The organism is Butyrivibrio sp. LB2008 (assembly GCF_000621565.1).
Classification (GTDB): Bacteria; Bacillota; Clostridia; order Lachnospirales; family Lachnospiraceae; genus Butyrivibrio.
In genome coordinates, this window is the sequence record NZ_KK211306.1 from 326,650 (window position 1) to 351,882 (window position 25,233).

Consider the following 25,233-nt stretch of genomic DNA (forward strand, 5'->3'; position numbering starts at 1 on the left):
ACTCTCTCCTATCTCATATACTTAAACACCTTCATCGACTCAAGCGGGTGGCCCGTAAAGTCAAAGAATGCCTGGTTGTCCCAGGAGCAGCCGCCGTGATACTTCGCGGCGTCTTTGTCGTAGTCTGAGGCGTAGCTACTTGCCCAGCCACTTCCGTACTTTTCCCAGACCGGTGAGTTGTCGGCGCTTGCGGGGCCAACAGGGAGCCATGCGCCTTCCCAATAGAACACGCCGATTCCGCCGGCACTGTTTACGTTCTGATAAAGGTCATGTATATAAGAGGCCTGTCCTTCGATTGATGCGGGATATCCGTCCACAAGATCAGCCTTGCCTACCCTGTTTCCAAAGCCATCTCCGTCCTGCAGAGTATAGCAATAGGAAGTCTCCGCAATAAAGGTTTTCTTGCCAAAGTGCTCTTCAATATACCCTATCACACTTTTCATATTATCCATATCACCGTGCCAGAACGGATAATAGCTAAGTCCCATCATATCAAAATCAAGTCCGTTATTTACAAGTTTCTCTATAAGAGACAAGACGCCCTCTTTCGGGGATATATCCGTATAATGAACTACAACCCCTATATCTTTGCCGCTCTCTTTCGATATCTCCCGAACCGCTTTGCTTCCTGACTTTAACAGCTCAATGACATTCTCTATCTTTGTTTCGCCTGACATACCGTTGTTGATCTCGTTTCCTATCTGAACCATCCCGACATCGACGCCTGCATCCAAGAGCTGTTTAAGGCTGTCTTTGGTGTAATCATATACAGCCTTTGACTTTTCTTCAGGGCTCATGCCTTTCCATGCCTTTGGAACAAGCTGCTTCTGCGGGTCTGCCCAGAAGTCGGAATAATGAAAATCGACCAGAACTTTCATTCCGTAGTCCGTAGCTCTTTTGCCCAGTTCTATTGCCGTAGGAAGGTCATTGTTTCCGCCGCCGTAGCCGTTTCCGTTCTCATCATAAGGATCGTTCCATACGCGAATCCTCATATAATTGATACCCGAATCAGCGAAGGTTTTAAGCGCATCCTGCTCCTTGCCGTCGAAGTCATAGTATTTCACGCCGCTCTTTTCTTCTACGAGCAGCGACGATGCATCCATTCCAAAGAAAAAGTCCTTAGGAAGTCCGTCAATTGCAGTTTTCCATGTCTCCATATCAGCCTCCCCGCCTTCCGGCTCTGTCATAGCATTGATTGCAGTATCACTGTCTACAAATGTCGCACTCGCAGCGCCCGCATTGCCTACAGAGGAAGTCTCACTCGCCGCATCTGCGTCTTTTGCCGTTTCTGCCTCTGTGCCCATCTTAATATTTCCGGCATCGGAACATCCGGTTACCACACCAATTGTAAAAAAAGTAGCTACAAAAAAAGCTTTTATAATCTTCTGTTTCATATCCACCTCTTTACACTTATATGCATAACTCAGTTTATGGACCACTAACCACGCCCCAGGGCTACTTCCTGTCCCAGAGAAAAAGAATAAATATAAATCTCTTTGACCTTCTTGCCGGTTGCGGCTTCCAATGCTCTTTTATACAGATCGAGCTGTATCTTGTAGCGTTTTACCAGTTCGTCTGCGCTTCGGACGTGATCTGTCTTGTAATCAAGAAGGATAATATCATCACCTTCCACGAACCACGCATCGATGATTCCCTGAACAAGTACAAGCTCCTCAGAAGGGAACTTACTGTCAAGCTCACTTGCGGGAACGCCCATCATAAAAGGCTTCTCTCGCATAAGCTGCCCTTTGCTAAATGCAGTTGCCATTCTCTGCCCAAGATCTGTGCCAAGGAAAGTAGCTATATCCCGAAGTCTTATGCAATCCGCAGACGCACGCGCTATCCTGTCCTTTTTAACCAGACCGTCAAGCCACATGCGAAGCTCTTTTTCTCCGCTTCCGACACTGTAATCAAGAAGCTCCATAACTCTGTGGTACGCGGTTCCTCGCTCTGAGCCTGTCATTCCGGAGGTTCCTGCCTTCGCAGTTGCAACCGCCGTATCTAAGGCAGCGGCACTTGCTCCTTCCCCCGGTTCAGCCGAAGGAACCGCACCTTCCTCACCCGTGTCATACTCCGCGCCGTAATCTTCCTCTTTGGTGAAGTGCTCGCCCGCCTCTTCCAGAATATGCTTTTTAAGCTCAGTAACGGTGGTCTTGGTATACAATCCCTTTAAATATTCATAGCCATATGCCGCATCAAATCTGGCTTCAATTATCTTGGCAAGCTCCTTGTCATAATAAGTCTCGATTCCGTCAAGGCGCAAAAGACCTTTCACACCCTCAGTCTCATCATAAGAAGCAATGTCATCGACACTCACTGACTTAATCGCAAATTTAGGTACGCTGTCTTCACTATCCATATACTTATCAGTGATAAGCTCCGACAATCCATACTTTTCCGCGATATCCCTGATAGCAGGATGTCTTATAAGTGCAGGCAAAACAAGATCAAGATAGCACGAAGCCGAAAGCCTTACAGAAAAAGGCATAAGTTCTTTTCCCATAGAAGCACCGTGCGCAAGCTCCGGCTGGCGCTTAAGCTCCTTTGCAAGATCGTCGGCAAGCTTTTTGACCGATGCAGTCATTATAAGTTTCTCTTTTGCCCTTGTAAGTGCAACATAAAGAACCCTCAGCTCTTCACCGAGATTATCGGTATTCATCTTGTCCGCGATGATCACTCGCTTTAAAGTCTCGGATCTTAATCTTAGCTTAGAATCAATGCACTTTACACCTATGCCGAGATCCATATCCGCAATCAGATTGCCCTTAGTATCTCCCTTGTTAAACTGCTTGGATAATCCCGCCAGGAAAACAACCGGAAACTCAAGGCCCTTACTCTTATGTATACTCATAATCCTGACAACATCGGCATTCTCATCAATCATTCCAGCTTCGCCGTAGTCCTGCACAACCTTGATATGCTCAATGTATCTTACAAAGTGGAACAATCCCTTAAAGCTTGTCTTCTCGAAGCTTTCAGCCTTGGACAAAAGAAGCTCTATATTCGCTCTTCTCTGATTTCCCGCAGGCATGGCACTCACGATAAGCTCAAAGCCCGTGACATCAATGATATACTCCAAAAGCTCATGCACAGGTGTATATGCGGATATCTCCCTCAGTTCCTCTATAAGAGAGACGAAATCCTTAAGCTTATTAAGTAACGCCTGATTTTCAAAAACATCAGGATTTATGCGCAAAAGTCTCTTTATTCCTTCATAAAAAGACTCGCCCAAAATACCGCTTTCATCTTTATTAAGTGTAATTTTAACAATAGCCAGTTCTTCATCCGTAAAGCCGCCGACAGGCGAATGCATAACCGCAACAAGAGGAATATCTACCGTAGGATTATCAATAACATTCAGAACATCAAGCATCACAGATACTTCCCACGCGTTGAAATATCCGCTCTTTGACTCTATATAGGACGGAATCCCCTGTTCCTCAAGCGCCTTCTTAAACACATCATCCCATCCCGAGTTTGTTCTAAGGAGAATTACAATATCCTTGAACTTAAGCTCCGGATCTTCACGCATAAGCTCGCGAATCCTGTTTCCTATCGCATATGCTTCATTTTCTTTTTTGCCCTCGGGATCGTCTATCAATATAAGTTCCGGTGTCATGTCAAAAGAAGGCTCGGGATAAGCGGCACCAGTAACAAGCTCCGCATCCTTGTCATACTCGACTTTGCCCAGATCTTCGCCCATTATCTTCCTAAAGATATAATTCGTTCCCTCAAGAACTTCTTCACGACTTCGGAAATTCTTGTGAAGATCGATTCTCCTGTCGCTTGCGCCGGCATCTTTACTGTAGTTTGCAAGCTTCTTCATAAAGATCTCAGGCCTTGCAAGCCTGAACTTATAAATACTCTGCTTTACGTCGCCAACCATGAACCTCTCGGAAGATCCCGCCTTTATACCGGAAATTGCCTGAAGTATAAGTTCCTGCACAGCATTACTGTCCTGATACTCATCAATTAAAACTTCTTTAAAGAATTCCCTGTATTCCATGGCGACACGCGTCGGCGTTCCCGTCTCATAATCAATAAGGATATTCAGCGCAAAATGCTCCATATCGGAAAAGTCTATCAGCCGCTCTTCCCTTTTCCTCTCATCAAAAAGCTCCTTATAGCGGATTGCCAATCTGCAAAGCTCCTTGACCGCCCTGTCGCACAGTTTCATCTGCTCTGCCACCATATCGGAAGTAAGCACCAGATAGCTCTCCGTTATCTTCTTGATGTCCTTCTTAACTTTGTCCCTTAGCTCCTTCGCGCGCTCCTTTTTATCAGGAGAGACGCTGTCATCCTTCTTCGAAGGGAGTCTGGCAAAAGAAATCCCTCTCACCGCGTCATACAGTTCATCATACGAATCGTACTTTGCAGCCCGGCCAACCATCTCAGCCTCTGCTTCGAGAAGTTCACCGTACATGTACGGTCCGTCAGGCAAAAGAGTAAGCTCATGAGCCGTACTCAGTTTATCCTGCGCTTCTAAGAGGATTCTTTTGACCGATACAACGCACTCTTTTACCCATTCAAGATCGTCGAAGTTCTTCCCCGAAATATCATAATCAAGGGCTCTTTCGTTGATATAAACTTCGGGCCAGGGCATACTCACAGAAAAACGATAGAGTCTTTCTATGTACTCTTCGACCGCCTTATCGTCGCTTCCCGTGCCGAAATATTCCATACAATAAAGAAAATCTTCATTGTCACCTTCTTTGGCCTTGGTATATTCTTCCTCAAGCATATTCCGCATCACGTCTTCCTGAAGAAGTTTGAGCTCACCCTCGTCTCCCACGCTGAACGAAGGATCGAGCCCTATAAAATTAAAGTTATTTTTAATAATGTACTGGCAAAAAGAATCTATAGTAGTTATCTGCGCATTATGTATGAGTGTCTCCTGCCTCTGAAGGTGTCCGTTATCAGGATCGCCCGCAAGTTTCTCCTGAATCGCAAGAGTGATCTTCTCCTTCATCTGAGACGCTGCCGCCTTGGTAAAAGTAACAACGAGAAGATGATCTATATCAACTCCTTCATATATCATCTGTATAATGCGCTCAACAAGAACAGCCGTCTTTCCCGAGCCGGCGGCTGCCGATACCAATACATTACATTTTCTGGCTTCTATTACCGCCTTCTGTTCATCAGTAAACTCAACTTTCATTTCTTATAAACTCCATTGCTTCTTTGTCGTCCAGATCAAGCTTTCTTCTTGAATATCCCGGAATCTTTTCATCAAATCCGCATATTCCCTTATACTCACAGTACTTGCAAGCTCCCTTTCCATCCATCTCATACGGATTTATCTTTATATCTCCGTTTAGGATATTCCTGCCAAATTCGCGTATCTTCTTATCGACATATCTTGTAATAGCGGAATAATCCTCATTTGTAACGGTACTCGAAGCCGCCGTTACATCTCCGTTCTTGTTAAACCCGACGGGAATAACGTCAGACGTACCGTTTATGCTGCTATCAAGCATGTTTATGATATCTCTGTTTTCATTGACCAATCCGGTCGTTCTGAGTGCCTTTATTATCTCACTATTGATAACATCCGGTTGTAAATCTCCCGAACCGCTTACCATGGGATCATCCACATGATAATAAAGGATTGCTGCAGGAACAGCTTCTTTTCCGCCAAAAATCTTCTTACTCGCAGCGGTCGCAACATTCATATACATTACAAGCTGAAGCTGAAGGCCGTAATATAACGAGGCGATACTGAGTTTCTTTCCTCCGGATTTGAAATCGATTACCTTAACGTAAACATGATCCGAGTCTTCGCATAGATCGATTCGGTCAATTCTTCCGTGAAGTTTCATTCGCTCAACTATTTTTTTCTTCTCATCTTCGGTGAGAGCTATATTGATCGCATCAATATTACCGGCTTCCCTGAAATCCATCTCGACATATGCAGGTTCAAAACTTCCCTTTGAAATCTGGTATTTAAGCGTATCGACCGTTCGTATAAGTATCCTTTTTATGCGCTCGACCATAAATTCATTACGCGTGTTACTTAATAATATAGTCTCTCCGTAAGCATCGACACATTCTGTTAAAGCTCGATTTAATATCTCGTCAGATTCTTCTTTGGGCAAGTCTTTCCAAGAGATCTTCCTGCTTATGATCTCGCTCGTGTACTTTTCAAGCACTTCATGAAAGACATTTCCAAGATCAGTCGATGCAAAATCATATTCTTTTCTCTCTGAAAGTCCCATTCCGTAACGCAAAAAGTGCGCATAGCAGCATGAGGCGAATTTCTCGAGCCTGCTCACGCTGTTCTCAAGATTTGCCCCGTAAAGAGCAAGCGCAATATTCTTGGCAAGCGGCTTGTCCTCATAATGCTTAAATGCTGCATCTGTCAGCTTTTTCAAAAAATCTTTATCTTCATACTTCCTTCCGATAATCTCATAGAGAGTCGAAAGCTCAGTCTTTTTCTTATCTCCCAGTATTCCGAGTGAGTATTCCCTCATCATCCCCGCAAGGTCATCCAGGCTGTCGTTAACGCATGAAACCTGCTCTTCAAAAGGTGCATCCTCGGGCCTTTCAACCTCCATGCCCTCATAAAGAGACATTATCTTCGGGATCAGATACGCAGGGCGCACACTCTTTCCGTCATTTCCAAGCTCTGAATAAGATAAGACCAGCCTGTCCGTGGGCTTGGTAAGGTTCATATAAAGATACAATCTCTGAATATACATCTGCTGCCTCGGATTAGGCGCAAGTTCAATACCTGTGCCAAGTTCCGTCAGATATTGTCTGTCCATATCAGAAAGAATTCCTCCGCCACCTGCATTGGAAGGGATGTAGCCATCCACAACTCCCATAAAGAACAGAGCTTTAATCTCACGAAGCCTTGTCCTCTCGATATCTCCGACTATGATTCTGTCAACATCCTGCGGAATCGTTCCAACCTCGATATCTCCAAATCCGACCTTCAGGATATCCTTGTATTCCTTTAGATCAAGCTTATCATCTCCTATAAGCGCGGAGATCTGCTTAAGAATATCCATAACCTTTTGATAAACCTGATTGTACTCTTTTGCCTTCTCCCTGTCTCCGAACTTATCAAACTTATCTTTATAGAGCTCGAGTTTCTTGCTGCACTCATTCTCCTCTATCATTCTGATAAGTGCATCCGTCATCTCCGCGGCGGTTCTTTCTTTTGCCTCAAACAAAGGTTTTAACTCAGAACTTATGCGCGCTCTCATGCCATCAAGCTTTTCGATAAGTTCAAGCTCATTGTCGTCGCTCTCACTTTTCTTTCTCTTAAATTTCGTAGGCATTCTGCGCATAAAGCGGTCTTCCCACTGCTTCTGTCCCTTTATTCCGAGCGCCCTCACGTAATTCTCAAGAATGTCGGTATCTTCCTTGGAAAAACCGGTCATTCCGCTTCGCATGTAATGAAATACATCTTCATATCTATAACCTGAAACAGCTATGTTTATGGCACTTGTAATATATTCAATAAAAGGGTTCAAAAGAAGTCCCGTATTCTGATCGATATATACGGGAATGTCGAATTTTCTCGCAGCTCTTTTGACCAGATTTGCATATGCACCGAGATTTCCGCATACTACCGCGATATCTCTGTAGGCATATCCCTCTTCCCTGACAAGTTCGCGGATCTTTATCATTGTCCTTCGAACTTCCTCTTCTGCTGTCTGGGTTTCAAATATCTGTATCGAAGCTTGTTTCTCACCATATTTGTGCGAACTGTATCTGAATAGATTCTGCTCCAGAAAAGCAAGCGGCGGATTGTCCTTAAGCCTCATTACCGTCTCATCTTTGATAAAGATGTCCCCACCTTCGGTTTTACCGCTCATTTCTGTATTTCTGATATTTCTCCAGGCCTCGAAATCAAGACTTCCGTTCGCAATCGCGCCTGTCTCCTTGCACAGCTCATACTCTATCTTTTCAAGATCACGCACAGTCTTTTTGGTGAGCATAAACAGTTCCTGCTCTTCAAAAGATCCGGCATATGGATTTTCATTCGGGCTTATTGTAAGAGATACACATACTTCCTGTGAAACTCTTAAAAGCTCTTTTATAACTCTGTACTGAATAGGTGTGAAGCCGGTAAATCCGTCGAATACGATCACGCAATCTTTTAAAAGCGAAGACTGTGGGATTGCCTTGCATAAAATATCAAGTGTTTCTTCTGTAGTTATGAATTTTCCTTGGATATAGCGAAGAAACTCGCTGTAAAGAAGGCGAAGATCTTTTATCTTGGAATTAAGGGCTGCCTTGGATGAGCTCTTTTCCTCAAGCAGTTTCAGAGAGTCATCCCCTATTCCATACTGCATAAACTCTGATATTATCGACTTAACTTCATCAATATAGCCGAGTTTGTGCATATTTCCGCCTATTATGGGAAGTCTGTCCCCGAGAATATCGGCTACTCGCCTAAGTACAAGACTTTTACCCACATCGTCAAGCACAGAAAAAGAGCTTTTAGACGTTTCTTCCAACACTCTGTGTGAAAGTCGCCCAAAGCTCAATACATCTATGTTCATTATGGCATGTGAAGGATGCATCCTTACCACATCCTTCTGCGTCTGCATCGTAAACTGATCCGGTACTATGATAAGATAATCAGTATCAGTGTTATTAAAACTTCTTTTAATTATTTCTTCTATCAATCCTGTGCTCTTCCCCGCACCGGATGCCCCAAAACAAAACCTAAGCATTTATCGCATGCCACCTCTATCTGTCTATTTTCATTACGGCATATCATAACTGCGACATCTCTTTTACAAGCTCATTCAGTTCATCAATGTACCTGCAAGCCGCAATGAATCTCCATTTACCATTATAAAAGAAAGGAAGAATGATGTACATCAAGATTCTGCCTTCTTCTCCCGGAATCACAGATTTGTAGTAGTCAATAAGATATTGCTGACCGGACTTACTTATTCTGTCATGAACCGTGTTCATATCGAAAAATGCTTTAAACCGTTCTCTTTCAGGCTCAGCAATATGCATATTTGAATACACTTCGATTGCTATTGCCGTCCTGCGCTCAACATCGGTAATAGCCTTCTGGTTTCCGTTAATAAAGACATTTTCAATATTTCCATCTTCGTCAAATACATCGATACGATTGTAAAGATTCATCAAATGCATGACCAGCGCGCTGTAATCATCCATGGTATGTGCACTCTTCTCGGCGGTAATATTCCTTGAAACCAGTGCAAATGCGGCCTTATCGCCATGCCTTGAAAGAAATCGCACTTTTGTATTGACCACGTTTCCATTAAGTACAAGATCCGCCTCGCTTCTCTGGTTATATGATCCCTCAGCCATTTTCAGTATCTTGGAAAGTCCTCTTGTATCCTCAACTTCAGAAGAATGCACAATCCTGTTTGCTTCCTCAATATCACTTGCGCCCATTTCCCTTATGAACTCCATATATGCCTCATTTGCATAAATGAAACTCACCTTATCTTCGCAAAGTTCTGCTATCGCGATGGGAAGCTTTATCATGATTTCCATCGTTTTGGGTCTAAGAGGTGTGTTGTTCAGGAAATTTACAGTTCCTATATCATCATAATAACTGCTGTACTCAAACTCTTCGCTGATTTCGGAGCTGCAATCGACATTTCTTACAAATTCAGAAACAGGCTTTGGCTTACCGAAAAGGTATCCCTGCATCTTCTCGCATCCTATTTTCAAAAGAAATTCATACTGCTCTTCCGTCTCAACGCCCTCTGCAAGTGTATGTATTCCGAGTTCTTTTGCCATATGTACTATCGAAGCCAGAATAATCCTGGATTTCTGGTTTGTCTCAAACTCACGCAAGAATCCCATATCAATCTTGACTACATCAAAATCATAGTCTTTAAGGTTGTTAAAAGAGCTGTATCCGGCGCCAAAATCATCCATCCACACTTCATATCCGGCATCCCTGAACTTTTTGATATGCTTACCCAAAAAGTCCGCTCCCGCTGCGATCGCACTCTCCGTAACCTCGATATGAAGGAGTTTCTTGGGAATATCATATCTTTCCCTGCACTTATCGATCTCGCTCATAATATCGCAAAGTTCAAAATCAAGCCTTGAGAGATTGACAGAGATAGGCTCCACTTCATATCCCGAATTTATATCATCTCTAAGGTCACAACATACCTGGTCTATCATGTAGATATCAAGTCTGTGAATAAGATGGACACTCTCAAGAACCTCAATAAAAACCGCAGGTGAGATAATCCCGTATTTAGGATCGAGCCATCTTGCAAGAGCCTCATATCCGCATACTTTTCTTGTTATGGATCTTACCTCTTTTTGATAATAAACCCGGAAATATCTCTGTTTGAAGGCATTCTCAAAGTTATCTATAACATACTGTCTAAGCTCATTTCTTTTGTCCAATTCCTCAGTATAAAAATTGTTATCCCTGTCATATACTCTGATGATGTCATCACATGCCATCTTGGCTCTGTCAACCATGATAACGGGATCGTCCTCATTTCCCTTGGCACGATAAATACCGGCCTTGATTTTCATCTTAAGGCCTTTTTCATAATTATGTACGGCTTCTCTGAATTCCTCCATTTTTTCGAGAATTTCCTCTTCAATAATGGAATTTCCAAGAACGATAAACTGGTCTCCGCCTATTCTCGCAATAAGTTCATCAGGGAATATTTTTTGAAGTTCAGATGCCATGCCTCTCAAGAAGTCGTTACCTCCGGCGAAGCCGTACTTCTGATTGAATACTTTGAAATTCATGACATTGATAAAGATAATGATCGTGTTTGCAGAAGCAGAGTATTTATCATGCCCCTGCAGATGTTCCAAAATGCCTGTTAGATTGTGCAGGCCGGTAAGCTCATCAATATGATTGGCTTCTTCGATAGACATAACATCTTCCATTTGCTTCATAACGTATCTATAGCCTCCAAGTGGTGTAGCCTGACAGTGTATTAACGCAAACAAAAATATCAATTATCGTACAATTATAAACATTATAACATATCTTTTTGCACAATAATTGATATTTACAGTAATTTAAGATGTTATTGGTGCCTTTAGCGGTGGGATATGAGATAGTAGTATACAAACGATTCAGGGACGCTTTCGCTCCCCTCGCTTCGTTACATGAGTGACTCGTCGTAAATGGCTCTTTGACCGCCGACGTATTTGGGGCGATGGCGGGCGCATATTATGGGGGCGGCGCCGATCTTTCTTAGGGAGATTCTCATTGGGACAACAACTGAATGCAAGTGCATTCCGATCATGGTTCCTCCGATGTCTATACCCGCATCTGCTCTGGCGTTTATTGACTCTACGAGCACAGGATTCTTGAATCTCTGATAACATACGGTTGCAAAAGCTCCGCCGGCGTGATTTGGCTGAGGAATTGCATTGACCTGTTCAAAGCCGTATTTCTCCATGGTCTCTCTTTCAACCACAAGCGCTCTGTTGAGGTGTTCGCAGCACTGTGCAGCCATAAAAATGCCGTTTTCTTCAAGCACAGGAACGATTCCGTCAAAAACTGCGTTTGCAGAATCCAGATTTGTAGCGGTTCCGATCTGGTCTCCGAGTATCTCGCTTGATGAACATCCGACCACGAATATTGAACCGGGCGTAAGATTCGCCTTCTCAAGTATTTCTGTAACTGCCTGTCTGCTCTGATCTGTTATCTCTTTAAAATCCATTTTTTTACCCTCTTTATTCAAATTCCATTCGCCTGAATATCTTCATAAGCCCAAGTTTGTAGCATATGAACAGTGAACCGATCACTCCCAAAAGAGCTTGCGCTATCTCGTACGGAAGCTTTATCATTGCATATTCAAACGTACTGTATACATATATCTTTCCAAGTGTATATCCAACAACCATTATAACAGCGCCTATAAGCGTTGCAACAACGGAAATCATAAAATGCGTCTTCTTGTCTTTCCCAAGCTTAGAGCTTACCATGCATGAAATAACTGCCGCCTGAAGCCCATGTGTCACAAGCGAAACGAACATTGGTGCCGGGTAAAAGAGAAGGTCTCCAAGGAATGATCCTATTCCTCCCACCACAAACGCTGCAACGGGATCTAGCAAAAGAGCTGCAGTGCATATAATAAGGTCACATAAATACAGATGTCCTCCCGGAACAGGTATTCCAAAGCTTGACATGATAATATTAAGTCCCATGAAAAGCCCCGTCAGAGTTATCCATCTAACATGATTTTGGTTCTTAAGGCTGTTTGTCTGTGTCTGAGTCATATCTTTCTCCACCATTAGCTATTCTTTAAAATCAGGATAAAATATAACACTCTGCTGGTATTTTTATAATATATAATTCTATTTTATTTTTTAATACCACATTTCACAAGCATGATCTTAAAGTTTGCAATGCACCGGGCAAAAGACCCAGATCAAGATTGGAATAATCAATTATAAACCGTCCCTGCAGCTGCTTATCGGGAGTTTCCATGCAGTAGTCCGAGACTGCAGAAATCTTTATCCTGTTATTTTTAAGCTTATTCTCAAGCTCTTTATCCGTGTGCTTTATAAAGAGCTGCAGGATAAAATGAAGCCCCGAATCATTCTCGATAAGCCTGTAATCCACGCCCTCAAGCTCTCTTTTTATTATCTCAAGAACACGCTCACGCTTCCTTGTGTACTGGTGGCGCATCCTGTTTATGTGCTTTTCAAAATAGCCTTTTTTGATAAAGTCCGATAAATTGTACTGATCAAATGTCGGAACAGTGCACGAATAAAAGGAAAGTTTTTCATAAAAGCGCTCAGCAAGATGCTCGGGAAGCACCATGTATCCGATTCGGATGGTCGAAGTAAGTGATTTGGAAAAAGTATTGATATATATGACCTTCTCCGCCGTATCCATGCTAAGCATCGGCGGGATCGGATTGCCGCGAAGCCTGAATTCACTGTCGTAGTCGTCCTCAACAATATATCTGCCTTCCTTCTCGCACGCCCACGCCATTATCTCGTTTCGTCTTCCTATAGGCATTGTTATCCCCGTTGGAAAGTGATGTGTAGGGCTGATATGCGCAATATCGGCATTCGTCCTGTCAAGCTCTGAGACGAGAAGTCCCGCGTCATCCAGCTTACCGAAAGCGTGCTCAACCCCCTCCGCTTCGTATATCTGGCTTATCTTGCGATAGCCGGGATCCTCAACGCAGTATTTCTTATCTTTTCCAAGAAGCTTGATTATAAGACCGTAGAGATACTCGGTTCCTGCACCGACAACAATCTGATCCGGCGATACGTTAAGACCGCGAAACGACGCAAGATGTCCCGCAATAGCCTCCCTAAGCTCGTATATTCCGTTACTCTCAGACACCTCCAAAAGCTTGTCACTTCTGCCCGCAACATTCTCACGCGTAAGCTTCGCCCATACCGAAAACGGAAACGACTCTGCCGCCGGACGGCTAAGCGAAAAGTCAAAGTCATACTCATCTTTCGCCTTCTTCGCCGTTATCTTGAAACCACTTTTTTTCTCCTGAGGAAAAGAAACCGTCAAAGTCTCCGCAACGAAATATCCCTTCTTGGGAAGCGCCTCTATGTACCCCTCTTCCACAAGCTGGTCATAAGCATTATCCACAGTAACCGTGCTTATCCCAAGGTTTTCCGACAAACTCCTCCTAGACGGAAGCTTCTCCCCGGGCAAAAGAACTCCTTTGGCAATATCATCCTTTATAAAGTTGTACAGCTTTTGATATAAGGGGCCTTCCCCCTTCGAAAAATCGTACGTAAGCATAGATATACTATAATATGAATCATTTTCACTTTGCAACGATAACCACTTATCGTTGCATGATGTCTGAAACGAATCCGCATTATCGTTGAAAAAATGTGCAACGATAATCATTTATCACTCCAGAGTTATGAAACGAGGTCAAGCCCTTTTCGTTTCATAAGTTAAAGCTGTCACCTGCACACAATCATTATCCCTCCGAAAATGCCGAAGGAAACGTCTTACGTGAAGCCATGCCAATAATCAGAGGGATACACGTAAAATTTCATCCATACACTGATTCTGTGTGGTGCATGTTTTCTTTTTCACACCGTACAGCTTCTACGCGATGATCCTGTGTGGTGCATGTTTCAGTTTTCGCACCGTACAGCTTATACGCGATGATTCTGTGTGGTGCATGTTTCAGTTTTCACACCGTACAGCTTCTACGCGATGATCCTGTGCGGTGCATGTTTCAGTTTTCGCACCGTACAGCTTATACGCGATGATTCTGTGTGGTGCATGTTTCAGTTTTCACACCGTACAGCTTCTACGCGATGATCCTGTGCGGTGCATGTTTCAGTTTTCGCACCGTACAGCTTCTACGCGATGATTCTGTGTGGTGCATGTTCCTGTTTTCGCACCGTACAACTTCTACACAATGATTCTGTGTGGTGCATGTTCCTGTTTTCGCACCGTACAGCTTCTACGCTATAATCCTGTGCGGTACATGTTCCAGGTTTCGCACCGTACAGCTTCTACACATAACTCAGAAGTTTCTACGTGAGTCCCTGTAAAAAATCAAAGCAACTCACGTAAATATTGCCTGAAATTGGAAACTTATTACGTGAGATGTTGTAAAAAATCGGAGTAGCTCACGTAGACTTGAACTAGAAATGTAAAGATTTTACGTGAGATTCCGCTGAAAACCGTAACGACTCACGTAAAATTTGCACAGGTGCTCTTCTATAACCGCACAGACCTGTATGGCCATTTGGCACAGCCGCCCCGCCGGTATCTGCTTGGAAATGCGCTGTTCTCGAACGAGCAAGATGATTCAGAATTTATAAAAGCAGGAACCGATGACTGCTCTGAACAACGTGAAAGTCAGCGGTTCCTGCTTTTATAAATTCATGAAAAATCACTGCGCAGACGTACACAAGCATTTCCAAGTAGATACCGACGGAGCGGCTGTGCCAAATAGCCATACAGGTCGTCCGCTAGAACAAAGAATTGCAAATCAACTCTTTGCGCGCCGATGCGCGCAAGCTTTAGCTTGCATAATACTTCTGCGCATCGGTCGCATCCATAGCGGAGCGTTTTTTATTTGATAGGAATTTCCTATCAAATAAAAAATCCCCGCGGAAAACGAAATCCGCGGGGAGGTTTATCAATGATGGAAAAGGCGAAGTCCTGTGAAGGCCATTACCATGTCATGGCTGTTTGCTGCCTCGATAACATTGTCATCGCGAACAGATCCGCCGGGCTGTGCAACATACTTAACACCGCTCTTGAATGCTCTCTCAATATTGTCTCCGAAGGGGAAGAATGCATCCGATCCAAGAGCCACGTCTGTGTTCTTGTCAAGCCATGCCCTCTTTTCAGCCTCTGTGAATACAGCGGGCTTCTCCTTGAAGATGTTCTGCCACTTGCCGTCTGCAAGAACATCCATGTAATCTGCTCCGATGTAAAGGTCGATAGCGTTGTCTCTGTCAGGTCTCTTGATATTATCAAGGAAAGGAAGGTTAAGAACCTGAGGTGCCTGACGAAGGAACCAGTTGTCAGCCTTAGAACCTGCAAGTCTTGTGCAGTGGATTCTTGACTGCTGGCCTGCGCCGATACCGATAGCCTGTCCGCCCTTTACGTAGCAAACTGAATTGGACTGTGTATATTTAAGTGTGATAAGTGCAATGATAAGATCAATCTTAGCAGACTCGGGAAGCTCTTTGTTATCTGTAACGATGTTTGTGAGCATATCCTCACCGATCTCGATAAAGTTGTGTCCCTGCTCAAAAGTAACACCAAATACCTGCTTCTTCTCAATCGCATCGGGAACATAGTTCTCGTCAATCTTGATAACTGCGTAGTTTCCGCCCTTTTTAGCCTTAAGTATCTCAAGCGCCTCATCTGTGTAGCCGGGAGCAATGATTCCGTCTGAAACTTCTCTTTTTACAAGCATTGCTGTGTCCTTGTCACACACATCAGAAAGTGAGATGAAATCTCCGAATGATGACATTCTGTCAGCTCCGCGGGCTCTTGCGTAAGCGTTTGCAAGAGGTGAAAGCTCGCCAAGATCCTCTACCCAGTAGATTTTCTTTTCAATATCTGAAAGAGGTGTTCCTACAGCGGCACCTGCAGGTGAAACGTGCTTGAATGATGTTGCTGCCGGAAGTCCTGTAGCTTTCTTAAGCTCAGAAACAAGCTGCCATCCATTCAAAGCATCAAGAAGATTGATATATCCAGGTCTTCCGTTAAGTACTTCTATGGGAAGATCTTTTCCGTTTTCCATATAAACCCTTGAAGGCTTCTGATTGGGGTTACATCCGTATTTAAGTTCGATTTCGTTCATATTGATTCTCCTGTTATATGATATCCGAATTACCGTGTTCCTTCTAAAAACGTGCAATCATGCGCGTTACAAATAAAACTTGCGATATTATATCACTTGTTCTTATTGATGATCCTTGTCTCGTACTTGCCTGTCTCGATGTCAATGAATCTTGTGAAAAGAGATACCTTATTGTCTTCGTTAAGAGCTTCCCATACATTGTTTGTGAAAGTATCGATATCTCCCTCGATATTTACGAGTGTAGGCTCGCCCTCGTAGCTGGGAAGCGGATTTGCATCCTTCATATATGTATGGATAAAATAGCCCTCTCCTGCCTTGGGATTCTCATATGAATATGTAAATCTCTGGCATGATGAAGGATCACCGTTGTTGCTCTTTAAGATAGACATTGCAAAGTCATACTTGCCGCCCTCAACGTTCATGATACCTGAAATACGAGGTGTGTAGTTGGGAGCATCGGGCTCGAACTCTCTTGTGCGAAGAGCCTGCTCGAATGTCTTGCCCTCTTTCATAAGGTCATATACTGTATCAGTCTGATCACCGTTTGTAACGATTGTTGAATTTCCAAGAACACGTACAGGTGCATAAATGATAAGGCTTGGATCTTCCATCTTGGAAGGATCGAATGCCTGTGTACGGATTCCCTCTCCGTCTTCAACAAATACTCTGTTCCTGCTGTTCTCACTTCTTCCCATGATGAAGTAAGCACATGCTGCCTTCTTGCCGTCAGCTGTAAGGCCGATAACGATACCTCTTCCCGGGTATGTGGTGCGTGAAATTTCCTGCTTCAAATCTACCATTTCTTTTCCTCCGTATATATCACTGAACTCGCTTGTAACAAGGAAGTTCCGCTCTCGCATTCGCTCGCCGGAACTAAGTAGTACACTATGGTTCGAAAATACCGAACCTAGTGATTACTTAAAGGAAGTTCCGCTCTCGCATTCGCTCGCCGGAACTAAGTAGTACACTACGGTTCGAAAATACCGAACCTAGTGATTACTTAAAAAAAACCGCCTGAGCATCCACAAAAGCGGTTGCCCAGGCGGTCGACATTCATAATATATTTCCATACTCCCATGTGGTTACCCACTTATCCGCCAGTTGTATGAACACATATAGCGTACACTTTTACCACCAAAAAATCAAGGAAAAGAATCCTGCTTTTTATCTATGATATTTTTACTTCTAAACAGCTGTTTTTTCATGTTCACAGATAAATTGCCTCATACACACTTTTTCTATCTGTGTTTTTCCGCCTCATAACACTTGTTATTTTACATTTTCACAGATAAATCGCTCCACACATACTTTTCTATCTGTGTTTTTTTGCTATTTCTTCAATTTTTCACAGATAAATCACTTCAAACACACTCCTTCTATCTGTGTTCTTCATTTTCAAGCAGCGTAGAGTGAAATTTTCAAGCAGTTTTTCAAAGAGTTATTTACAAACCCATATTTCTTTCCTTAACCTACCGTCACTCCTCCACTGTTTCAGGCACGGTTTTTTCTGTATATTCGGAATCGTTTGTATATAATTTATCGCCTTCTCCACCTACATTGAGACTAAGATATATCTTTCCGCTATCCGTCATCACAGCCTTATATTCCACACCATAAGTAGGGACAATGCAATCCACAACTCTGCACTTCTCGCCTGTCTTGGTTTCGGTATCCTTATAATCAACCGCTCCTATCTCAGTTCCAAACTTAAAGTAATCATCGTACACTTCATCGTCGCCTATCATCTTTTTTATCTCCGATAATTGAGACTCGGTGTAAGCTTTGTTGATGATATCAGCATTTACATATTCAGGTTCTTTTTGCGAGTATTCTCCCTGCGCCGATACGTTCATGCCCATGCCAAGTATGCCCTTTTGAACGACATGCATAGTATCACCGTCCATAACGAAACCTAAATACTCATCTTCCTCTTCGGGATATTTGTAGATAGCAACGTTATCTTTTACAAAAACCGCGTCGCCCTCAGCTTCACCTGAATTTAGATAGTAGCTGAAAAATCCCGCAAAATGGAAACCTTTTTCATTCTGATCTGTTATCGTCATATCGCCACTGACAGACGAATGTGTCCCTGTGTACCACTTTCCTTCGAAGTTCTCGGCGTTAGGACATTCTTTTGCTTCGCTGTACAGATTCGAAAAATCGTCGTCTGCAATAACAGGTGCAGTCTCACTCTCTTCGCCTGTTGATTCCTCGGAATCCGACGAATCAATCGAAGCTTCTACCGAAACTTCTGAATTTGAATTTGAACTTCCGGCTTCCGGCGCTTCGTTTGTATCACTCTTTCCGCAGCCTACCGCAGAAGATATCACCAGTGCAGTTATTAGATAAAAAATACGTCTCTTATTCATCATCTCTTCTTGCTCCTCTAACTTAAATCATTCAGTAGCGCATCAAGTTCCTTACAGCATATCTAAAGAACCTGTCCCTTGTACCTTTACCTTTGCAAACACTGAGTATTATTCCCACAAAGATATAAGCCATCACAATATAACTCGTTTGTGATGAAAAGAACGGCAAGAACGTATCAGTGTATGGTATCGTCCCGGTATTTTCAAATATGTTGATCACTGTATTTTCCAAAAGGACGTTAAGACACCCTGTTCCCATCAGGAAACTGAGATCGTTTTTACACCTAAAGACCGACTTGTAGCCAAATGCGATAACAGCTATAACCAGAAGTGCAATGCCGATCGCCGGTAAAAGTCCATATCGATTTGCCTGATATGCAAGCAGATAATCCAGGTCGGGCTTTGGCAAAAATTTCAAATTCTCTTTTCCCGAACTGCCGACAAGATTCACATCGAAGAACGATTGAACCGTTGAATCGTCCAGAGAAAAGACATTGCTCATTGTTTTATGCCCCCATCTTGCGATCACTCCGGTCTTATCGACAAATACCGATGCAGCAAGCACGATAACCGCAAGTGCTGCCAGAGATAAAAGAAAATTTATCTTAAACCATCTTTTCTTGATACAATACAAAAGCTGCATGATCATAGCCGACAAAAGCACAATCTCCGTCATCACACGCGTGCTTTTATGTATGATCAAAATGGGAACGATCATCCAAAGTATCGCCTTTAGAAGCTCCAAAATCCCGCCGCGCCTGTATTTATGCAGAACCGCTCCGTAAACCGGAACATAGAGACACATAACCGCCGCAGTCAAAACTTTCACGGAGCCAAATCCGAGATACATATTTTCTGGTTGAAACCTAAGAAATACCAGAATCAGTATTATGCCTATCGCAATCTCTTTTGCCCGCTTTGCTATCAGATTATGGCCTATCATATACACCGCGATCATGACAATTATTCCAATGCCAACACTTGTATAGAAAGTACTGTTCCCGGTTAATTTTATTGATTTATCTTTTCCCATAAACCAATGTACAATGATGCTTATAACTCCTATAAGCGCTGCTATAATAACAACATCCCACTCAATCTTACGATGCATATAGAAAAAAACTCCTCCATGAAGTATGATATGATAGTTGTACATTATCGTACTGCCACTGTAAAGCGAAAACGGGCAGGATTCACAAAACTTTCATAACATACGTTATCATTTAGTAAGCCGAAAACACTCAAAGGAGACGACATCATGAATGGCAAATCTTTTTCTTCTACCCCTAAAGCACTCTTAAACATTGTAATATACTTTATCTTGTTCGAAGCCGGAGATCTTATAAACACGTTGTTCTGGGATTATATATATAGCAATTTACTACCGGGAATCTTTAACTCTGAATTTCGATTTATGATAAGAATGTTGGGACAGCTTCTTTTGACATGCCTGTTCTTTTGGTTTTATACGGCAAAAGTCGTTAATACGAAAGAAAAGACATTCCGATATAGCGTTACAGTAAACTTTGTTCCCTTACCAACTTCACTTTCTACCTCTATTTTTCCATCATGCGCATGGATTATCTGCCTTGCTATGGCAAGGCCGATTCCTACGCTGTCATAAGATGAATTCCCTGCCTTATAGAATCTTTCAAATATATGCGGAAGATGTTCTTTTCCGATTCCTTTCCCGTTATCCTCTATAACAATAGTAGTACGCAGATTATTCTGCGCGGCAGATACCTTAACAAAGCCACCTGCATCGGTATGCTCAATGGAGTTTTTGATTATATTTGAAAGAGCCTCTTTAAACCAGTGTGTATCCACTTTGAGTTCAACACCTTCAGGAATATTGCAGATGTATTCCACCTCTGCAACTTCTGCCATGATCACGATCGGCTCTGATATATCCATGATCACTTCATTCAAGTCCGCCTTTTCTTCCTTCATCTCCAAGACTCCCGCTTCCATCTGAGAAAGCGCAAGGAGATTCCTGATAAGCCATGTCATCTTATTGATCTGAGAATCAATCTTTCCGGCATATTCAAGGCGTTGTTCATCACTGTAAATACTAACCTTTTTCTCATTATCAGATTATTCTCCATATCAATCTTCATACTTTTCTATTGGAAGTACATCATCAGGCGCAAATGATGTAAGAGAATATGCATCAGGAACCACATCTTCTATAGATGTATATTTATCATCATAGTCACCCGTTTCCGGATCTTCAAAAAACGTTCTTCCGGAATATAATTCTTTTGATGTGAGCTTATTATTTTTTAAAGAATATAGTTCAACCCATTCGTCTCCCATCCAGGCTCCAGCCATAATTATTCCTTTTATGCTCGGAGATAGAAATAACTCGTCGTGATTATAGCCAAACTCACCAACATAATGAACTTTGCCGTCACTATACGTATATACCCATACACAGTGAAAGCCTAATACTATTAATTCAGGCGTTGAATCTTTGTTGATGTCATATATTGAATAAAATGCCCCGGGACAGCCACATTCCTCAACTTCCAAATAATCAATGACCTTAAGAAAATCAATATATGCTGATTTGTAATCACTATAGGTATTTTTTTCCGCATCACTTATTATAGTTCTGGCTAAACTACGTACTCCATCTACTCCATCCTTCAACAATACAGTCTTTAATTCATTCATAGAAAAATCATTTCCAAGCAATCCTTGAATAGAATCTCCATAAAACAGACATGAACGATAACTAGAGCCATTGAAACATGTTCCGCACACACAAACAGTAGTGTGAGAAGAGGAATTACCAATAATTACAATTTCTTTTTCCCCTTCTTCCCCATCGTAGGCACATTCAAAACAATCTATGTCTGTGATTTCACTGAAAAGGCAATGTGTATTTATGGTTTCATTTGTCTCATTATCTTTTATGATATCAATAAAGGTATATTTGGTTTTAACACCGTCATCTACAAAAACGTCATTATAAACGCAGATCTGTGCAAGTCCCCGCTGAGGAACAAGCTCAGCTTCGATTTCTATCAACTTTTCTTTGGAATCAGAACATAATTCGACTGCTTTATCTTCAGGTTCCGGATCTATTGAGCTTTCTTTCCCCGCTGATCCACAGCCTGTAGTAAATATAAGTAAAAGTAGCGGTATTATTATGTGTAGCCTCATCTTTCTAATCCTTTAACCAGCAAAATTTTTCCATTATCCTTTGGACTATATCATCATACCCTTTAAAACAGCGGCATTCTCCGATTTCTTATATATGGCTCGGAATAACCTTTGGAATACATCTATTACAATTTCCGAAGTACTCTGTCATATAAAAAACCTCAGAACAGAGATGAAGTGGACGTAAAATCTTGATATTTATCCCGTCTATAACTGATTTCCCCATCTATTATTTCAGATAATGTATAATTTTCGCCATCTTTAAGGAATGCAGAAAGAAAATATAAATCGCTGTTATCCCCTTTTTTGTAAAAGGTAGCCTTTACTTCATCCGCCAGAAACTTATCATAAAGAGCTGCGGATTCAGCATCGATATTCACTTCTTCTCTGCATTTAGGACTTTTTGTGTGATCTATCACATCTGTCTCTTCTTGAGAAGCAGCCAAATCACTATTTTCTTCTATACTCACGCCATCAGATACAGTTTTTTCTTTAGCACATGCACATAGCACCAAAGTAGCAATAATTGTCGTAAATAATAACTGTTTTCTCACTAGCAACTTGTTCTCCAAATCAATAAATAACTTAAATCAGTCATGAGTATAGATTAATAAGGCGCGGAATAGTAAAACCATTTTTCTTTATCATACATAACTCGATTTTGGAAGAAGTGTTCATTAGGCTCTTCTATAAAGAATCCATTTTCTGTAATATCGGTTTTTTCAGCCTCCCCCCACCCAGTACTTGCCATGTAATATGAATCATAATATGCATAAATATCATCTCCCTGCTTACTCAGAATTATACGAATAGAATCTTTACTATCTTTTTCCAGAACATAAAAAATACATTCATACACATTATCCAAATTAAGATCTGCATATGTTATATCATGTATTTCCGATGGAGAATGCTCTAGCTTTTTTAAAAAATCACTAAAATGAATATCTTTATAAACCGGATCATTCCTGTACTTAGACACTGCATTCACAATATTGTCTTTTTCCATGATTTCTGAATAAAATTTTGGATTATTATCCGGAAAGGTATAATTCGCATTGTCTTGAGATGGCACGTATGCTGAGATAGTCTCATATTTTTCTATCGGAAATACATTATCAGGTACAAATGATGTAAGAAAATATGTATCAGGCACTACATCCCTTTCCGGTGTGAATTTTATATCATATTCTCCGGTTTCCGGATCTTCATACACAGTACTTCCGGAATATAATTCTTTTGCTGTTAGCTCATTATTATTTAAAGAAAAAAGGGTAAATTCTTCTCCTCCCATATGCGCCCAAGATTGCAATATTCCATTGCCGCTTGGATATGCATAGAACTCACTGTGACCGGTGCCTATCTCATCAATACACTTAACTTTGTTATCAGTATATGTAAATACAAATGCATGAAGATTAGCTCCACAGTCTCCATAGTGTACAATTAATTCAGGTATAGAATCTTTGTCAATGTCATATATTGAATATGCTCCTCCCGAACAACCATATTCATCAACTCCGCACTTATCAAGAACTTTAAGAAAATTAATATATGCCGATTTGTAATCACTATATGTAACTTTTTCCGCGTCATTAATCAAAATTTTAGCTAAACTTCCTACACCCTCCTTCGACAATATAGACTTTAATTTACTCATAGAAAAATCATTACCTAACGACTCTTGAACAAAATCTCCACAAAACCGTTGCGGATAAAAATCGGTGTAATAATAGTCAGAAGCAGTTTCGCACAGAAATACAGTAGTATAAGAATCCGATTTACCAATAACTGCAATATCTTTTTCTTCATCATTACTATAGTCAAAGCAATCTATATCCGTGATTTCACTAAACTGGTGATGCGTATTTATAGTCGCTTTTGTTTCATTATCTTTTATGATATCGATGAAGGTATATTGAGTTTCAATTCCTTGATCTATAAAATCATCATTATAAACGCAGATCTGTACAAGCCCCTGCTCAGGAACAAGCTCAGATTCTATTTCAATTAACTTAGTTTTAGAATCAGAATATGCTTCGGCTGATTTATCCTCAGATTCCGGATTTATAGGAGTTTTTTCGGCTGTTGCTCCACAACCTGTAAGAAATATAAGTAAAATTAACGTTATTATTATATTTTGTCTCATTGTTTATCCTTAAAAAGATGAAGTTGAAGCTGCATTGCCCTCTCTAATGGTAAACACACTATCCAATATACACATCATCTGGATTTTCTTCCGAACCATTAGTTCCAAAAAAACAATTCATACGGCAATGCTTTATCCCAAAATGTGTCATAATCAGATGTTTCCATGTCACAATTCGCCTCAATAGCTATAAATTTCATCAGTAAGTCCAATCTCACGTCTTCTGTTATCAATTAAAGTTGTTGCTTCCTCGGAACTAATAATGGGGTAACCTTTTTCAGTCAATATTTTTCGAGCTTCATCATAAGGATTAACGCCATTGATAGGAACATCATCTATTTCCTCGCCATCATAATCATCCAATAGAAAAAACTGAGCGTATTCCTGCTCATTATCAAATCTGATGAAACTCACACGCAGTTCTTCTACTCCTCTAAATATATTGGAATCCACATTAAAGCAGTCATAAAGCGTATCACCCTCATCACCACCGAAATAGCGATGGTTCTCGTTTTCATACCATGAATTATAGTCTCCCTTTGCATCTATGTATGCATAGTTTTCAATATTTGATTCGCGTCCAAAGCTCAAATATTCAGAAACCACTCCATTATATTCAATGTCTGTCCCTTTCCTTCCACTGTTAGAGCCAGCAAAACAAACCTTCAAACTACCGGCCACATTCTTGATTATCATATATAGAGGAAAATGAGACTCTTCAAAATATATTTCAACAACCATCTCAATATCTCCATCTAATCCACAATCAATATATGAATCCTTAAAAACATCAAATTTCAAATTTTCTTGATATTTATCCCGTCTATAACTGATTTCCCCATCTATTATTTCAGATAATGTATAATTTTCGCCATCTTTAAGGAATGCAGAAAGAAAATATAAATCGCTGTTATCCCCTTTTTTGTAAAAGGTAGCCTTTACTTCATCCGCCAGAAACTTATCATAAAGAGCTGTAGATTCAGCATCGATATTCACTTCTTCTCTGCTTTTAGGACTTTTTGTGTGATCTATCACATCTGTCTCTTCTTGAGAAGCAGCCAAATCACTATTTTCTTCTATACTCACGCCATCAGATACAGTTCTGTTTTCTTCTGTGCTCACGTCATCAGATACAATTTTTTCTTTAGCACATGCACATAGCACCAAAGTAGCAATAATTGTCGTAAATAATAACTGTTTTCTCACTAGCAACTTGTTCTCCAAATAAATTCCACCCTTTACATCTTCTATTCTTCCAGCTCTTTCATAAATTATATATATTTTTTTCAAA

At 41.4% G+C, this 25,233-nt stretch carries 16 protein-coding genes and 1 riboswitch; all 16 genes read right to left on the reverse strand.

The features are described 5' to 3' along the window. Nucleotides 1–8: 8 nt before the first annotated feature. Nucleotides 9–1,394, reverse strand: coding sequence for a glycoside hydrolase family 53 protein (locus T356_RS19575; RefSeq protein WP_051563453.1), 1,386 nt, complete (start codon nt 1,392–1,394; stop codon nt 9–11). Between the two features lie 44 nt (nt 1,395–1,438). Next, nucleotides 1,439–5,158, reverse strand: a complete 3,720-nt coding sequence (gene addA / locus T356_RS0114090) for a helicase-exonuclease AddAB subunit AddA (protein ID WP_026515035.1) — start codon at nt 5,156–5,158, stop codon at nt 1,439–1,441. Then, nucleotides 5,148–8,687 (reverse strand): PD-(D/E)XK nuclease family protein, encoded by a 3,540-nt coding sequence (locus tag T356_RS0114095; RefSeq protein WP_026515036.1) that lies wholly within the window; start codon nt 8,685–8,687, stop codon nt 5,148–5,150. Before T356_RS0114095 ends, addA begins: the two co-directional genes overlap by 11 nt. 43 nt (nt 8,688–8,730) lie before the next feature. Beyond that, nucleotides 8,731–10,878 carry a GGDEF domain-containing phosphodiesterase gene (locus tag T356_RS19580; protein WP_051563454.1) on the reverse strand — a complete coding sequence of 716 codons (2,148 nt, stop codon included), beginning with the start codon at nt 10,876–10,878 and terminating at the stop codon, nt 8,731–8,733. Between the two features lie 212 nt (nt 10,879–11,090). Next, a complete protein-coding gene (locus T356_RS0114105) occupies nt 11,091–11,654 on the reverse strand; it encodes a TIGR01440 family protein (RefSeq protein WP_026515037.1) in 564 nt (187 codons plus the stop codon). 13 nt (nt 11,655–11,667) lie between these two features. After that, nucleotides 11,668–12,213 (reverse strand): ECF transporter S component, encoded by a 546-nt coding sequence (locus tag T356_RS0114110; RefSeq protein WP_026515038.1) that lies wholly within the window; start codon nt 12,211–12,213, stop codon nt 11,668–11,670. Nucleotides 12,214–12,316: 103 nt separating this feature from the next. Continuing rightward, entirely contained in the window at nt 12,317–13,822 is a 1,506-nt protein-coding gene (gene pdxR / locus T356_RS0114115) for a MocR-like pyridoxine biosynthesis transcription factor PdxR (RefSeq protein WP_242846617.1), read from the reverse strand. Nucleotides 13,823–15,077: 1,255 nt separating this feature from the next. Further along, a complete protein-coding gene (locus T356_RS0114125) occupies nt 15,078–16,256 on the reverse strand; it encodes a phosphoribosylaminoimidazolecarboxamide formyltransferase (protein WP_026515041.1) in 1,179 nt (392 codons plus the stop codon). 92 nt (nt 16,257–16,348) lie between these two features. After that, entirely contained in the window at nt 16,349–17,056 is a 708-nt protein-coding gene (locus T356_RS0114130) for an IMP cyclohydrolase (protein ID WP_035781192.1), read from the reverse strand. 229 nt (nt 17,057–17,285) lie between these two features. Then, nucleotides 17,286–17,371, reverse strand: a riboswitch (ZMP/ZTP riboswitch). A 360-nt stretch (nt 17,372–17,731) separates the two neighbouring features. Further along, a complete protein-coding gene (locus T356_RS0114135) occupies nt 17,732–18,628 on the reverse strand; it encodes a hypothetical protein (RefSeq protein WP_026515043.1) in 897 nt (298 codons plus the stop codon). A 28-nt stretch (nt 18,629–18,656) separates the two neighbouring features. Next, nucleotides 18,657–19,736 carry an FtsW/RodA/SpoVE family cell cycle protein gene (locus T356_RS0114140; RefSeq protein WP_026515044.1) on the reverse strand — a complete coding sequence of 360 codons (1,080 nt, stop codon included), beginning with the start codon at nt 19,734–19,736 and terminating at the stop codon, nt 18,657–18,659. A gap of 353 nt (nt 19,737–20,089) precedes the next feature. Next, nucleotides 20,090–20,575, reverse strand: a complete 486-nt coding sequence (locus tag T356_RS19585; RefSeq protein ID WP_207640527.1) for a sensor histidine kinase — start codon at nt 20,573–20,575, stop codon at nt 20,090–20,092. Between the two features lie 156 nt (nt 20,576–20,731). Beyond that, a complete protein-coding gene (locus T356_RS0114150) occupies nt 20,732–21,793 on the reverse strand; it encodes a hypothetical protein (RefSeq protein WP_026515045.1) in 1,062 nt (353 codons plus the stop codon). Nucleotides 21,794–21,954: 161 nt separating this feature from the next. Continuing rightward, entirely contained in the window at nt 21,955–22,347 is a 393-nt protein-coding gene (locus tag T356_RS0114155; protein ID WP_155839045.1) for a hypothetical protein, read from the reverse strand. A 53-nt stretch (nt 22,348–22,400) separates the two neighbouring features. Beyond that, a complete protein-coding gene (locus T356_RS0114160) occupies nt 22,401–23,942 on the reverse strand; it encodes a hypothetical protein (RefSeq protein ID WP_026515047.1) in 1,542 nt (513 codons plus the stop codon). Between the two features lie 180 nt (nt 23,943–24,122). After that, nucleotides 24,123–25,232: a hypothetical protein gene (locus tag T356_RS0114165; protein ID WP_026515048.1), complete on the reverse strand. Its 1,110-nt coding sequence runs from the start codon at nt 25,230–25,232 to the stop codon at nt 24,123–24,125. Nucleotide 25,233: the final 1 nt, after the last annotated feature.